16 protein-coding genes are annotated in these 12942 nt (G+C 65.1%); 10 read left to right on the plus strand and 6 right to left on the minus strand.

What is annotated here, in order from left to right; all coding sequences use genetic code 11:
- Positions 1-5: 5 nt before the first annotated feature.
- The 3 genes from tadA to U0034_RS01410 all read right to left on the minus strand — a co-directional run bounded on the left by tadA (position 6) and on the right by U0034_RS01410 (position 1350).
- Entirely contained in the window at positions 6-500 is a 495-nt protein-coding gene (gene tadA, locus U0034_RS01400) for a tRNA adenosine(34) deaminase TadA (RefSeq protein ID WP_208458727.1), read from the minus strand.
- A gap of 71 nt (positions 501-571) precedes the next feature.
- On the minus strand, positions 572-976 hold the full coding sequence (locus U0034_RS01405; RefSeq protein WP_085226226.1) for a DnaJ family domain-containing protein: 405 nt from the start codon (positions 974-976) through the stop codon (positions 572-574).
- Positions 977-1089: 113 nt separating this feature from the next.
- Positions 1090-1350: a hypothetical protein gene (locus U0034_RS01410; protein ID WP_085226221.1), complete on the minus strand. Its 261-nt coding sequence runs from the start codon at positions 1348-1350 to the stop codon at positions 1090-1092.
- 245 nt (positions 1351-1595) lie between these two features.
- Between U0034_RS01410 and U0034_RS01415 the strand changes: the two genes are divergently transcribed.
- From U0034_RS01415 to U0034_RS01425, 3 genes are read left to right on the plus strand one after another with little or no spacing between them, the layout of a single operon-like run.
- Positions 1596-2546: a glycosyltransferase gene (locus U0034_RS01415; protein WP_085226214.1), complete on the plus strand. Its 951-nt coding sequence runs from the start codon at positions 1596-1598 to the stop codon at positions 2544-2546.
- Positions 2539-2937 (plus strand): GtrA family protein, encoded by a 399-nt coding sequence (locus U0034_RS01420; protein WP_327197033.1) that lies wholly within the window; start codon positions 2539-2541, stop codon positions 2935-2937. The genes U0034_RS01415 and U0034_RS01420 overlap by 8 nt, the downstream gene beginning before the upstream one ends.
- The gene (locus U0034_RS01425) at positions 2934-4817 is read left to right on the plus strand and encodes a glycosyltransferase 87 family protein (RefSeq protein ID WP_114717981.1); all 1884 of its coding nucleotides are present in this window, start codon (positions 2934-2936) and stop codon (positions 4815-4817) included. The genes U0034_RS01420 and U0034_RS01425 overlap by 4 nt, the downstream gene beginning before the upstream one ends.
- 35 nt (positions 4818-4852) lie before the next feature.
- Here U0034_RS01425 and U0034_RS01430 read toward each other — a convergent pair whose 3' ends face one another.
- Positions 4853-5776, minus strand: a complete 924-nt coding sequence (locus tag U0034_RS01430) for an alpha/beta fold hydrolase (RefSeq protein WP_085226209.1) — start codon at positions 5774-5776, stop codon at positions 4853-4855.
- An 87-nt stretch (positions 5777-5863) separates the two neighbouring features.
- On the opposite strand from U0034_RS01430, the gene U0034_RS01435 reads away from it, so the two are divergent.
- Positions 5864-6256, plus strand: a complete 393-nt coding sequence (locus tag U0034_RS01435; protein WP_085226207.1) for a MerR family transcriptional regulator — start codon at positions 5864-5866, stop codon at positions 6254-6256.
- Positions 6257-6331: 75 nt separating this feature from the next.
- On the opposite strand, the gene U0034_RS01440 is transcribed toward U0034_RS01435, so the two are convergent.
- Positions 6332-7222, minus strand: coding sequence for an SDR family oxidoreductase (locus U0034_RS01440; protein ID WP_085226205.1), 891 nt, complete (start codon positions 7220-7222; stop codon positions 6332-6334).
- Positions 7223-7608: 386 nt separating this feature from the next.
- Between U0034_RS01440 and U0034_RS01445 the strand changes: the two genes are divergently transcribed.
- The gene (locus U0034_RS01445) at positions 7609-8343 is read left to right on the plus strand and encodes an ABC transporter substrate-binding protein (RefSeq protein ID WP_085226203.1); all 735 of its coding nucleotides are present in this window, start codon (positions 7609-7611) and stop codon (positions 8341-8343) included.
- A 130-nt stretch (positions 8344-8473) separates the two neighbouring features.
- Positions 8474-9358: an alpha/beta hydrolase family protein gene (locus U0034_RS01450; RefSeq protein WP_085226489.1), complete on the plus strand. Its 885-nt coding sequence runs from the start codon at positions 8474-8476 to the stop codon at positions 9356-9358.
- A 47-nt stretch (positions 9359-9405) separates the two neighbouring features.
- Here the strand turns inward: U0034_RS01450 and U0034_RS01455 are convergent, their stop codons facing one another.
- Positions 9406-9822: a winged helix-turn-helix transcriptional regulator gene (locus U0034_RS01455; RefSeq protein WP_085226201.1), complete on the minus strand. Its 417-nt coding sequence runs from the start codon at positions 9820-9822 to the stop codon at positions 9406-9408.
- Between the two features lie 116 nt (positions 9823-9938).
- Here U0034_RS01455 and U0034_RS01460 point away from each other — a divergent pair, with 116 nt between their 5' ends.
- The 4 genes from U0034_RS01460 (at position 9939) to U0034_RS01475 (ending at position 12939) form a co-directional block, all read left to right on the plus strand.
- A complete protein-coding gene (locus tag U0034_RS01460; RefSeq protein ID WP_085226198.1) occupies positions 9939-10493 on the plus strand; it encodes an NAD(P)H-dependent oxidoreductase in 555 nt (184 codons plus the stop codon).
- 392 nt (positions 10494-10885) lie between these two features.
- The gene (locus tag U0034_RS01465) at positions 10886-11197 is read left to right on the plus strand and encodes a BufA1 family periplasmic bufferin-type metallophore (RefSeq protein WP_085226196.1); all 312 of its coding nucleotides are present in this window, start codon (positions 10886-10888) and stop codon (positions 11195-11197) included.
- Between the two features lie 33 nt (positions 11198-11230).
- A complete protein-coding gene (bufB, locus tag U0034_RS01470; RefSeq protein WP_085226193.1) occupies positions 11231-12157 on the plus strand; it encodes an MNIO family bufferin maturase in 927 nt (308 codons plus the stop codon).
- The gene (locus tag U0034_RS01475; protein WP_085226191.1) at positions 12154-12939 is read left to right on the plus strand and encodes an HvfC/BufC N-terminal domain-containing protein; all 786 of its coding nucleotides are present in this window, start codon (positions 12154-12156) and stop codon (positions 12937-12939) included. The genes bufB and U0034_RS01475 overlap by 4 nt, the downstream gene beginning before the upstream one ends.
- Positions 12940-12942: the final 3 nt, after the last annotated feature.

A 12942-nucleotide genomic window follows, 5' to 3' on the forward strand; every position in this document is an offset into this window, starting at 1 on the left:
CGGAGTCACGAAGAGGACAGCTGCGCGGAGGCCTGGGCTTGCGTCGCCGCGGCACGCGCGGCCCGAATGGCCTCGCGCCGCTGCACGAAAAACGACTTGAGGGCCGCGCTGCACTCGGTTTCGAGCACGCCGCCCGTCACGCGCGTGTGGTGGTTCAACCGCTCGTCGGCGAAGGCATCGACGATGCTGCCGCATGCCCCGGTTTTCGGGTCGTGCGCTCCAAAAACGACGCGCGCAAGACGTGCGTGCATGATCGCACCCGCACACATGAGGCAAGGCTCGAGGGTCACATACAGTTCGCATCCGGGCATGCGGTAATTCTCGAGCGCTTTCGCAGCCGCGCGCAAGGCAGCCATTTCGGCATGGGCGGAAGGGTCGTGCGCGCCGATCGGATGATTGAAACCCTTGGCGATGATTTCGTCGCCGCGCACGAGCACGGCGCCTACCGGCACTTCGCCGGCCGCACGCGCGGCTTCGGCGGCCAGGAGTGCCTCGCGCATGAAGCGGTGGTCGCGCTCGGCCTGTACGTCGTTTGCATCCACGGGAGCGCCCGCGCTATCGGCTGCAGTGGTCACGAAAGCCCCGGCCGGTCGCCCGCGCCTTCGGCCTGCACCCGTTCCGACAGGCGCTCGGCGATACGCCGGCAATAGTCGCGCGGCACGATGCACGGCTCCCCGCGCAGCGATTCGAGCGCCATATCGAGCGCCAGCAGCTTCGCCTGCAGGCGGCCACGCGCCGCGTCGTCGCCGACGGCGCGCAATTCGTCCTGCAAATGCCGCAGCGAGCGCAACTGCTCGACGGCAGGCGGCACGAAACCGGCGTTTTTCAAGATCCGGTTGGCGACCCGGACCTCTTCCGGGACAAGTAGATCGTCGTCCAGATTCTGCGGTGCACCGGCACCGGGCAAGTCGTCGAACTCCCCGCGCGCGGCGGCGGCGGCAATCCGCTGTTCGACCAAGGCATCAAGCAATTTCATCGGCGATCCACTACGTGACGGCGCCGGCATTTTAGCAGGCCGCCAGACTGGATTTCATCGAGATACGCTAGATCCCCTCCTCGGTACCGGTGCCAGCCCCTGCAAAACCGCTGTCAGCGGCCGATCCGGGCTCGCAGCTCGCGCGCCGTCTCGAGCAGCGCTTCGTAGCCGGAACGGCTGTGCTCGGGGAGATCCGGGTCCCCGACGAGCGCGCCGAGCGTCTCGATCAGGCTGTAGAGAATGCCCTTGGCGGCGCCCGCCGCGATGCTGCCGGAATCGAGCGACGTATCGACGTGCGCGAGCGCGGCATCGAGCTCGTCCAACTGCTTGGACGATGAATCTTCAGGCGTCTTGTTCGACGGATCAGGCGTCATGCGTTGATTCCTCCTCGTTCGAGCCGGCCGCGCGCCTGCGTTTCGTGCGGCCACGGAGCCAAGCCCCATGTGGTCCTTATATACCCATGGCGCGCGGGCGTCCACCGCCCGGCCGTCGCACGGGCTCACCCAACAGGGCGCCCGGTGGCCCCATGGCCGGCGCAATCGTCGCCGCTTCGGTCATCCGGCGCCGCCCACCGATCAAGTAAAATGCCGCTCTTTCACGCGAACCCATCGACAGGCCGATGCTTCTTTCCAATGCGGACGGTGTTGCCGTTCTGATTCCTTGTTATAACGAAGCGGCCACCGTGGCAGGGGTGGTCGAAAGCTTTCGGCGCCATTTGCCCGGCGCCCGGATCTATGTTTTCGACAACAACTCGAAGGACGGCACGATCGAAGTGGCGCTGAACGCGGGCGCCATTGTCCGGACGGTCGGATATCAGGGAAAGGGTAATGTCATTCGGCGCATGTTTGCCGACGTCGAAGCCGACGTGTACGTGCTCGTCGACGGCGACGGCACCTACAACGCCGCGGATGCCCCGTTGCTCGTGCGCAAACTCGTATCCGAAGGGCTCGATATGATCGTCGGCGCCCGGGTGTCGGACGAGCAGGCCGCCTACCGCGCCGGGCACCGATTCGGAAACTTGATGCTGACGCAGTTTGCGGCCACGATCTTCGGCCGCTCTTTCACGGACATGCTCTCGGGCTACCGCGTCTTTTCGCGGCGTTATGTAAAGTCGTTTCCGGCACATTCGTCCGGCTTCGAGACCGAGACCGAACTCGCGGTGCATGCATTGGAGTTGCGGATGCCCGTGGCCGAAATGGAGACGCAGTATTCGTCGCGGCCCGAGGGTTCCGCGAGCAAGCTCAACACCTACCGCGACGGGTTCAGGATTCTGTTGACGATCCTCAAGCTCTTCAAGGCCGAAAAGCCGCTGTTGTTCTTTTCGATCGGATTTTTCGCCTGCGCCCTGGCGTCGGTGCTGCTCGCCCTGCCACTCCTGGACACTTACGTTCGCACGGGCCTCGTTCCCCGCCTGCCGACCGCGCTGCTATGCGCAGCACTGATGCTGTTCGGCACGATGCTGCTCGTTTGCGGGCTCGTGCTCGATACGGTGACACGCGGACGCACCGAGGCCAAACGCTTCGCCTATCTCTCGATTCCAGCGATAACGGGCCAGGATCATCGTGAATAGCCGGTTACGCGAGTTCATCCGCTTCGGAATAGCGGGAGGCGCCGGCTTCGTCGTCGATGCAGGCGTTCTCTATATCTGCCTCTGGGCCGGACTCGGCTACTTCTCGGGCCGGCTCGTCTCGTTCCTGTGCGCCGTGTTCTGCACGTGGCAGATCAATCGACGCTTCACGTTCGTCGCTGCCGGACGGCGAAGCTCGATATGGGCCGAATGGTGGCGCTACCTCGCCGCGATGTCCGCCGGGGGCGCGGTGAACTACGCCACTTACAGCGCCGCGGTTCTCGCGCTGGCGGGCATGCGGCTGCTGCCGCTCGTTTCGGTCGCTTTGGGTTCGGTTGCCGGGCTTGCCGTCAACTTCGCCGGCGCCAAGCTCTGGGTGTTCAAATCACGATGAAAACAAGAAACACACTCGCCTGCGACGGTTCCGTGCGCAAGCGTACGCTGCGGCAACGCATTGCCGGCATCGATCTCAACGATCCGCGGCTGACGGCCAAGGCGCGCATCTGGGTGCCCGTACTCTTTGGGCTCTGGTCGGTCTTCCTGGGGCAAGACCGCAACTGGGACGGTTTCAATTACCACCAGTACAACGGGTTCGCGCTGTTGCACGGCAAGCTGCTCGTCGATTTCGCGCCGGCCGGCATGCAAACCTACTTCAATCCGATGCTGGACGTCTTCTACTACGGATTGAACCAGCTTTTGCCGCCGCCGCTCGTCGGCTTCCTTCTCGGCACGCTGCATGGCACGATGTTTGTCCTGCTGCTGTCCGTCGTCAAACGGGTGCTTCCCGGCCTGCCCGCGGAGGACCGCTACCGGACCCCCTTGCTGCTTGCCGCCGCGGGGGTGTTGACCGCGAACTTCCTGTCCGGCCTCGGCAACTCGATGGGCGACGATACGACCGCTCTGTTCGTACTCGCTTCGGTGCTGGTCTTGCTTTCGCGCTGGGAACGGCTGGCCGCGCTCGACCGGCACGCATTGCTCGGGCTGACCGGCGCGGGCGTGCTCGCCGGCATCGCGATGGGGCTCAAGCTCACGAACGCCACGTACGCGCTCGCGCTCAGCGCCGCCTGTCTGCTGGCGCCCGGGAGCGCGCCGGGGCGCCTGCGAGCCGCGATCCTGTTCGGCGTTGCCGCGCTCGGCGGGCTGCTCGCTGCCGGAGGATATTGGATGGCCGTCATGTGGCACACCTTCGGCAATCCATTCTTCCCGCAGTTCAGTTCGCTCTTTCCCAACCCGCTCACGCCGCCGATCGGTGTATCCGATACGACGTGGCTGCCCAAAAGCGTGCTCGAATACGCGCTCTGGCCGTTCGTGTTTTCGCTCGACTCGAAGCGGGTCGGACAGGCAACGCTTCATCAAGTCATCTGGCCGGTGGTGTACCTGCTCTTTGGGGCGCTGGCCGCCGCGAGTCTCGCGAGGCTGAACGGCAGGCGACCACACCGACCGGCTCGCCTCGACTCCCGCGCCGCTTTCGTGCTCGTCTTCGTGGCATTGGGCTACCTCGCCTGGATGTTCGTCTTCAGCATCTATCGCTATATCGTGCCCATCGAGGTCCTCGCCCCGCTGGCCTGCTATCTGCTGCTGATGCGTCTCGCCCCCTACGCCACCGCGCGGCGCCTCGCCGCCTGGGTTCTGGGCGGCGCGACCGCCGTCGTGCTCGCGGGAGGCGTCGAAACCTGGGGACACGAACGCTGGGCCGCAAAGGCCTTCCGTGCCGACGTGCCGGCGCTGTCGAGCCCCGGGACCACGACCGTCGTGACCCTGGGCGGCGATCCTGTGTGGGGCTGGATCGTGCAGTTCTTTCCCGATACCGTCGCCTTCACGCAGATCAACGGGAGCTTCCCGCACACACCACTTTACGATCAGCGCATCGCGGACATGATCCGCCGCCGCGAAGGGCCGGCCTACGCCGTGATCGAAGGGCATTACAACTGGCGAGCGGATAGCGTCGAAAAGATGGACCGCATTGCAAGTGCCGTGGGCCTGACGGCGAGCGACAAAGGCTGCGCTCTGCTCCAGACCGCGGTTCTCAGGCTCCGCCTTCACGCAAGCGTGCGCACCGTGCCCGGCGGCAAGCCCGGGCATGTATGCAACCTCGGTCTGCGCGCGGACGACGTGCGGGACATCGCGGGGGAGAACGCCCGGCTCGTCGAGCGGGCGCAGCCGATATTCGCTCGCCATGGGCTGGCGCTCGATCAGCGTTCCTGCCAGGCGTATCGGGCCTACGTTGGGCAAGGCGTGTTTCCTTACCAGTGGTGCCGGGTCGCCTTGCAATGAGTGCCCGGCGGGTGCCGGTGCCCGCCCGCACGAAGTCAGTGCCGCACAGCCGTGTCGACGAACGTCGCGAGATCGCGATCGAAGCGGTCAGCCTCTTCGATGAACGGTGCATGCCCCGATTCGGCGTAGAGTTTGCTGCGCACGCGCGGGTTCAAAACCGTTGCGCGCGCAATCGCCGGTTTCGCCTGCACGAGCGCGTCGCGCCCGCCATAGATCAGCAGCACAGGCTTGTCGATCCGCTTCAGCCCGCGTTCGGCAAAGACCGTCATCGACTGCACCGCACGCTGCATGTCCCACGAGGCCATGGCCGCGTTGGCGAGCAGGCGCTCGAACGCGGGCGTCGGCGGCTGCGTCGCGAAGCACAGGCCGAGGAATACACGTTCGGCGTCGAGATGCGCGCGTAGATCCGGTGATATCAGATCGCGATAGAGCTGCGGATGCGCAGTGATCTGCTCGGGTTTCAACTCGATCACGCCGTCGACATAGACCGCGCCGGCAATTCGATCGTCGCCATAGGCGGCCAGATAGTTCGAAATAACGGCGCCGCCGAGCGACCACCCCACGAGCACCGGATTGCGCGCATGGGCAGCGTCGATGACGGCCGCCAGATCGTCGGCCCACCGGCGCCCATCCGCGTAGACATCGGTACCCGCGGGCTTGCCCGACAAACCGTGGCCGCGCATGTCGTAGGCGATGAGCCGGTATCGGCCCAGCTCGGCGCTTTTCAGTTGGACATCCCAGTCGAGCGTGCTGCCAAGCAGCCCATGAATGAAGATAACGGCAGGGCCGTCCGGGTCGCCGGCTTCCTCGACGGCCAGCGTCACGCCGTCGGGTGCCGTCACCGTATAGGTCCTGCCGACGTTCGCCGCAACGGCAGCCGGTACGGCGGCAAACGACACCGCTGACGCAACGAGCAGACAGGCGGTGTGGCGGATGTGGCGGAAAAGACAGTTTGGCATGGACACTCCGTGCGGTTGAGGAAATGTCCTGAGTGTCGACCTTGACATGGGTGTCAGGGTCAAGCGAAATCTGCTACGGTATCGGCCATGGATGAACCGAATCATTCGCGCAAAGCAACGCTGTCGATCGGCGAACTGGCGCGTGCAACGGGCGCCAGCGTGCGCTCGATCCGGCATTACGACAACGCGGGTCTACTCACATCGGCGCGCGCGAGCAACGGCTACCGTGCGTTTCCGGTAGCCGCCGTCGCACAGGTCAAGCAGATCCGCCGGTTCGTCGCGACCGGATTCAGCCTCGAGGAAATTCGCTCCTTTCCCGAATGCATGCTCGTGATCGAAGGTGCAGCCGCCTGCGAGCAGACCTCCGATGCCCAGCGCAAGCGGCTGGCCTCGATAGAGCGGCAAATCGCGGAACTGGAGCGTCGCCGGGCGCGCTTGCTGAAGACGCTCGAGGAAGGTGTCGTGCCGCCGTTGGAGTGACCGCCACCCAGCCGGTGGCCGCCAGCGAACCTCAATGCCGCCGGGCCTGAGGGCCTCCTTCCCGATTCGCTCGTTTCAAGAGACGCTCAATTGCGCCAAATCGGCAAGCAACCCCGGGCCGGTCGGCTGCCATCCGAGCTTTCTGCGCGTTTGCTCGCTTCGGGCCGGCATATCGTGAGCCGCGAACCCGGCGAGCCAGCCGAAAAATACCGGCGCCTCATCGGGCGCGATCGATTTGACCGGCAGGCCCAGACGCCGAGCCACAACCTCCGTGATATCTCGCAGCGTCACACCTTCCTCGGCAACCGCGTGATACCGTGCATTCGGTTCCGCTTTTTCGATCGCGAGCCGGTAAAGACGGGCCGCATCGAGCACATGCACCGCGGGCCAGCGATTGTGCCCGTCGCCGATATAGGCACAGGTGCCCTTCTCCCTGAACAGTGCAACGGCATACGAGACGAGTCCCTGTTTCTCCGGGTCGTGCACTTGCGAAAGACGCACGACGGAGACGTTGCCGCCCGCGGCCGCCACGGCAGCGGCCGCCTCTTCGGAAGCGGCGCGCGGAATCACATCGGCCGCAATCGTCGCCCCGTCTTCCGTGGCCGGCAACCCGGGCACCGCGTTCGCCATGCCCGTGCCCGACGTCACGATCAACGGCCGGCCGCTGCCGGCCAGCGCGGAGCCGAGCGCCTGGACTACTCGCCGATCGTCCTCGCAGTTCTGGGCGAACGTCGAAAAGTCGTGGTTGAAGGCGAGATGGATGACGCCATCTGCTTGCGCGGCCCCGCGCGCAAGGCCTTCCAGATCTTCGAGCGAGCCGCGATAAACCTCGGCGCCCACTGCTTCGAGTGCCGCGGCTTTTTCATCGGAGCGGCAAAGACCCAGCACCCGATGGCCGGCGGCAATCAGTTCCTGTACGACGGCCGAGCCGATGAACCCGGTAGCGCCGGTAACGAATACGCGCATGAACAAGATCTCCAGTGAAGAATGGCGCTCAGTCTGTGCGTGCGCGCCGGCCGGGAAAAGCCGGGAGCTTATCGTGGTATAGGCGTTAACAGGGTGGCGGTGGCGTACGGGCGCGCGCTCCGCACCCGGCACCCGTCCAGATGCGCTCGATCCGCACGCCGATGATAAGCTCCAGTTCGACGCACCAGCCGACGCGCTTTCGCTACGTTGCAAGGTCTCCGTACGTCTCCTTCGACAAAACGGAGACGTGGAGCCGATCGAAGCGACGGCGGCAGTCGAGGACCAGCCCGAATGCGCGCTATCGCGCTCACGCAGCGTCGTCCCGCCGAGTCGGCAAAGAGCCCTTGAGACCCGCGGCCCCGAGCACGGGCCCCATCGGAGCATCCATGACTATCGATCCATCCGTCGTCGCCGCTTTCGCGCCCACCGGCAAGGTGCGCGCATCGATCAACCTCGGCAATCCCATTCTCGCCAACAAGGATCCCGTGTCGGGCGAGCCGTTCGGCGTGTCAGTGGACCTCGCAAGAGCCTTTGCCGAAAAACTGGCGGTGGAACTCGAACTCGTGGTGTTCGATGCGGCCGGCAAGTCGGTCGAAGCCCTCAACGAGGAACGGGCCGATTTCGGCTTTTTCGCGGTCGATCCGCTGCGCGGCGAGAAAATCGCATTCACGGCACCGTACGTGCTGATCGAAGGTTTTTATCTCGTGCGCGACGAGTCGCCGATACGAACGAACGCGGATGTCGATCAACCGCACAACCGCGTCGCCGTCGGCAAAGGCAGCGCTTACGACCTCTTTCTCACACGCGAACTGAAGGCCGCGCAAATCGTGCGGGCGCCAACCTCCCCAGCCGTCGTCTCGACGTTTCTCGAGCAGCAACTCGAGGTTGCGGCCGGCGTGAAGCAGCAACTCGAAGCCGATGCCGCAAAGGCGACCGGGCTCAGGCTGCTCGACGAGCGCTTCATGGTCATTCAGCAGGCGATGGGGACGCCCAAGACCCGGGGCAGCGCGGCCGCAGCCATGCTTGGCGCGTTCGTAGAAGAGATGAAGGCGTCTGGCTTCGTTGCCGATGCGCTGAGACGGCACCGCATCGCGGGGGCTTCGGTCGCGCCGGCGGGCTGAACGCGCCCGCGTGTGGGCGCCGATCGGCGCTGCGCGACGCTCACACGCCTTCGACGAGACGGTCCAGCTCCGCCGCGACCCTGTCGAACGCGTCGATACTGCGCTGGGCGCGGCACAATGCGATGGCGCCATGAGCCAGGATACTGCCCAAACGGCCCTTCTCACGTTGACCGCCGCCGACGGCTATGCCTTGAGCGCCACACGCTACGCTGCGCAAGGCGCCGTGAAGGCCCGGCTGGTCGTCGCAGGCGCGACGGCCGTTCCTCAAGGTTTTTACCGGCGCTTCGCGCTGTTCGCCGCGTCGAACGGTTTCGATACCCTCACCTTCGACTATCGCGGTATCGGACGGTCTCGCCCCGCCTCGCTCAAAGGCTTCAGAATGAATCTGCTCGACTGGGGGCGGCTGGACCTCGCTGCGGCGATCGATGCGATGTCGCACGGCGACGCGCCGCTCTTCGTAATCGGGCATTCGTACGGGGGGCATGCGTTCGGGCTGCTGCCCAATCACGCGCGAGTTGCCGGCTTTTACGTATTCGGCACTGGTGCTGGCTGGCACGGCTATATGCCGCGGGCCGAACGACTACGCGTGCTCGCGATGTGGAACCTCGTGCTCCCGGTGCTGACGTGGTGGAAAGGATATTGCCCGTGGGAAATGCTCGGCCTCGGAGAGGACCTGCCGGTCGACGCCTACCGCCAATGGCGGCATTGGTGCCGATTTCCCCGCTACTTCTTCGACGACCCCGCCATGCTCGGCATCGAGCACACGTACGCCGAGGTGAAAACGCCGATCGTCGCCGCCAATGCGCTCGACGATCGGTGGGCGTCGCCCGAATCGCGCGACGCCTTCATGCAGGGGTACAGCAACGCGCCGCTCACGCGCAAAGACGTCGACCCTCGGAGCATCGGCGGCAAGATCGGACATATGGGCTATTTCCGCCAGACGGCCGAACCGCTTTGGGAAAACGCGCTCGGGTGGTTCGATAGCCTGGCCGGGCAAGCGCGCGCCCACGCCTGACCGCGCTGTTCACGCCCCCCCTGGCAACGAAGCGAGCCGCGGCTACGTCAGCGGCGCGCGTCGTACGACTCCTGGGCGCGAAGCACTTCCTCGATATGCGCTTCGGCCCACACCGCCAACGGATCGATAAGCGTTGCCAAGGTATGCCCGAGTTCCGTGAGTGAATACTCGACCGTGACGGGTACCGTGGCAAACGCATTCCTGTTCACCAGGCCGTCGCGCTCGAGCCGTTGAAGCGTCTGACTGAGCGCCTTTTGCGAAATACCGTCGATTTCGCGTCGGAGCTGATTGAAACGGTATGCGCCCGTGCGAAGGAGCTTGACGATCAGCAGCGACCATTTGTCCGCCAGCCGATCGAACACGAGCCGCGCGGGGCAGCCACGCGCATAGACGCTGTAGCCGGCTGGCTCGTCGGGCAGGCGGCGCAGCACGGTTTCGGTATCGACGGCATCTTCGAGCGACATTTTCGGGCGGTATCCTCGAGGTAACCAGCTAACGCCTTGGTTACCTCTTGTTGTACTGGTTTCGAAAATATACCATCCACTGCTCAATTTCGGTTGTCCACTCCTGGAGGCGTTACATGGCAAAGACGGTCGTCGTCTATTACTCGGGTTACGGTCACACGAAGGTGATCGCCGAGGCCGCAGCACAAGCATCCGATGCCCAACTGATCGCGATCGACGCGGACGGCAACGTGCCGGAGCACGCATGGGACACGTTGACCCGCGCGCAAGCGATCATCTTCGGCACGCCGACCTACATGGGTTCGGTTCCGTGGCAATTCAAAAAATTTGCCGATGCATCGTCGAAGAAGTGGTTCACGCGCGAATGGCAGGACAAGGTTTTCGGCGGATTCACGAACAGCGCGAGCCTGAATGGCGACAAGCAAGTGACGTTGATCTATCTGCAGACGCTCGCGTCACAGCACGGCGGCATTTGGGTCAGCCTGGGCATGCTGCCGGCCAATACGAAGAGCGCCACGCGCGACGACGTGAACAACCTCGGCGGATCGGTCGGCGCGCTTGTGCAGTCCCCTTCCGACTCGTCCGTCGAAGAAGTGCCGGCGGGCGACCTCGAAACCGTCAGGCGCTATGCCAAGCGCGTGTCGGACGTAGCCAAGCGCCTGCAGGGCTGAGCGGGGCAACGGGGCAGCCGCTCCGTCGCGAGTGCGCAGCGATTGCCCCATGCGGCCAAGCCCCGTCATCGAGCCGCGTCACCACGACAACGGGCGTGTCGCCGACGAACGAACGACGATGCCCGCCAATCCTCTTTACGCCTGACGCCTTGCGCGGTTATCGCCTGTTCCAGACACGCGATCGGATTTCCCGTGTGGTGCAACCGAACAGGCTCGAGCCGAGCCGGCAGAGTGCGCCCGACCGGACGTCGAGGCGCCGTTCCCAAGCGGTATGGAAGGCCACGCTTGCCGCACAAAAAACTTCTTCCCCGCTGTAACCAGCGTACGGCACGCGGCGAATTACCCTGCGTATCCGCCTTGGATACCTTCCATCCCTCTACTGGAGACATCCCATGTCCGCAAAGATCAACGTCAGTTCCGCCCTGCTCGCCAGCGCCGTTGCCGGCCTCCTTGCCTCGGCGGCGCACGCGGCACCGCTCACGAAAGCCGAAGCGAGCGCGGCCATCGCGGCCCACAAGGAGAAGTGCTACGGCGTGGCGCTGAAAGGGCAGAACGATTGCGCGGCGGGCCCGGGCACGACATGTCAAGGCACGTCGACAGCCGATTTCCAGGGCAACTCGTGGAAGTTCGTCCAGGGCGGCACCTGCACGAGCATCGAAGTGCCCGGCGGCGGCCACGGCTCGCTCACACCGAAGAACACCTGATCCCGGCGATCTCTCGTCAACACCGGGACGGCCATGAATGCATCCCCTCGATCCGCGGCGGCCCATGCGCCCGGCCGTCCCGCGCACGGCGCTCGCAGCTCGGCCGTGCTCGTCGGCACGAGCTTCAAGCACGAGCATCTCCGCGCAATTCTCGAAGACGGGCTGCAAGGCGGCTTCTTCGAAGTACATGCGGAAAACTACATGGGCGCGGGCGGCCCGCCGCATCGCGCACTCGCCGCTCTTCGCGAACGGTATCCGATCTCTTTGCACGGCGTTTGCATGTCGATCGGCGGACCCAACGCCCTCGACATGGGCCATCTCTCGCGATTTCGCGCGCTCGTCGACCGGTACGAGCCCACGCTCGTCTCGGAGCATTTGGCGTGGTCCTCGCACGGCGGCACCTTCTTCAACGATCTGCTGCCATTGCCGTATACGAAGGACACGCTCGACAAGGTTTGCGAACACGTGGAGCAAGTCCAGCATGCCATTCGCCGCCCGCTGCTCCTCGAAAACCCGGCCACGTATCTGACGTTCGCTTCGTCGACGATGAGCGAGCCCGAGTTCATTCGCGCGGTTGCCCGACGCACCGGCTGCGGGCTCCTGCTGGACCTCAATAACGTCTTTGTCTGCGCCACCAATCACGGCTACTCCGCCCCTGCGTATCTTGCCGATTTCCCGTTGGAATACGTCCAGCAAATACATCTGGCCGGTCATGACGAGCAGCACGACGACGCGCACGCGCCGCTGCTCATCGACAGCCATGATCGCGCCGTGGCCGACCCCGTATGGCGCCTTTACGAGCACGTTGCCGCGCGCATCGGGTCAGTGCCGACGCTGATCGAATGGGATAGCTGCCTGCCGCCGTGGCCCGAACTCAGAGCGCAGGCGCTCGCGGCACGACGCATCGCGTCGGCGGACGAGGTAGCGCAACATAGCGAGACAGGCGCCTTTCGCCCATGAAGCCGGATCGCCCTTCTCCTGCCTTCGGCTACGCAGCCGCATTCGCACCGGGGCTGACGAACCCGGCGGTGCCCGCGCCGCCGGACGTCTCCGCCTCGCGCACGAAAGGCGCCGCCAAGCGTTACGACGTCTATCGCAACAACGTGACGGTGAGCCTCATCGACGCTCTCGCGGCAATCTATCCCGCAGTTCGACGCATCACGGGCAGCGAGTTCTTCCGCGCCATGGCGCGCTTCCACGTGCGGGCAACGCCGCCTTCGTCGCCGCTTCTTTTCGAATATGGACGGGATTTCCCGGCGTTCATCGAGACATACGAATATGCGCGTGCCATGCCGTGGCTCGCCGATACGGCACGCATCGAGCGCGCATGGCTGGATGCCTACCATGCCGCGGATGCGACGCCGCTCGCGGCCGGCGCCCTGGCAAACGTCGCACGCGAATCGCTGGCCCAGGTTCGTTTCATCGCGCACCCGGCCGCGCGGATCGTGCGCTCCCGCTATCCGGCCGTTTCGATCTTCGCGATGAATCGCGTGGAGCGCCCCGTCTCGCCGCTGCGCTCGAGCGAGGCGCAAGACGCACTCGTCACGCGGCCCGGACACGAGGTGATCGTCTCGCAGCTTCCCGCCGGCGGCGCGGCGTTTCTGCTTGCGCTGATCGGCGGCTCACCGCTGGGAGCCGCAGCCGAAACGGCGTTCGCGCAGGCCGATTCGTTCGATCTCGCCGCCAATCTCGCCGCCATGATTTCAACCGGCGTGTTCATCGCCATTCAGCAGGAAGACTGACCG

This window comes from Trinickia caryophylli, from assembly GCF_034424545.1.
GTDB classification, from domain to species: Bacteria; Pseudomonadota; Gammaproteobacteria; order Burkholderiales; family Burkholderiaceae; genus Trinickia; species Trinickia caryophylli.

Coding starts and splice junctions, on each gene's coding strand:
- U0034_RS01465 (WP_085226196.1), top strand. CDS start 10,886: ATGTCCGCAAAGATCAACGTCAGTTCCGCCCTGCTCGCCAGCGCCGTT.
- U0034_RS01455 (WP_085226201.1), bottom strand. CDS start 9,822: ATGTCGCTCGAAGATGCCGTCGATACCGAAACCGTGCTGCGCCGCCTG.
- U0034_RS01410 (WP_085226221.1), bottom strand. CDS start 1,350: ATGACGCCTGATCCGTCGAACAAGACGCCTGAAGATTCATCGTCCAAG.
- U0034_RS01445 (WP_085226203.1), top strand. CDS start 7,609: ATGACTATCGATCCATCCGTCGTCGCCGCTTTCGCGCCCACCGGCAAG.
- U0034_RS01460 (WP_085226198.1), top strand. CDS start 9,939: ATGGCAAAGACGGTCGTCGTCTATTACTCGGGTTACGGTCACACGAAG.
- tadA (WP_208458727.1), bottom strand. CDS start 500: ATGCGCGAGGCACTCCTGGCCGCCGAAGCCGCGCGTGCGGCCGGCGAA.
- U0034_RS01405 (WP_085226226.1), bottom strand. CDS start 976: ATGAAATTGCTTGATGCCTTGGTCGAACAGCGGATTGCCGCCGCCGCC.
- U0034_RS01435 (WP_085226207.1), top strand. CDS start 5,864: ATGGATGAACCGAATCATTCGCGCAAAGCAACGCTGTCGATCGGCGAA.
- U0034_RS01425 (WP_114717981.1), top strand. CDS start 2,934: ATGAAAACAAGAAACACACTCGCCTGCGACGGTTCCGTGCGCAAGCGT.
- U0034_RS01415 (WP_085226214.1), top strand. CDS start 1,596: ATGCTTCTTTCCAATGCGGACGGTGTTGCCGTTCTGATTCCTTGTTAT.
- bufB (WP_085226193.1), top strand. CDS start 11,231: ATGAATGCATCCCCTCGATCCGCGGCGGCCCATGCGCCCGGCCGTCCC.
- U0034_RS01440 (WP_085226205.1), bottom strand. CDS start 7,222: ATGCGCGTATTCGTTACCGGCGCTACCGGGTTCATCGGCTCGGCCGTC.
- U0034_RS01475 (WP_085226191.1), top strand. CDS start 12,154: ATGAAGCCGGATCGCCCTTCTCCTGCCTTCGGCTACGCAGCCGCATTC.
- U0034_RS01430 (WP_085226209.1), bottom strand. CDS start 5,776: ATGCCAAACTGTCTTTTCCGCCACATCCGCCACACCGCCTGTCTGCTC.
- U0034_RS01450 (WP_085226489.1), top strand. CDS start 8,474: ATGAGCCAGGATACTGCCCAAACGGCCCTTCTCACGTTGACCGCCGCC.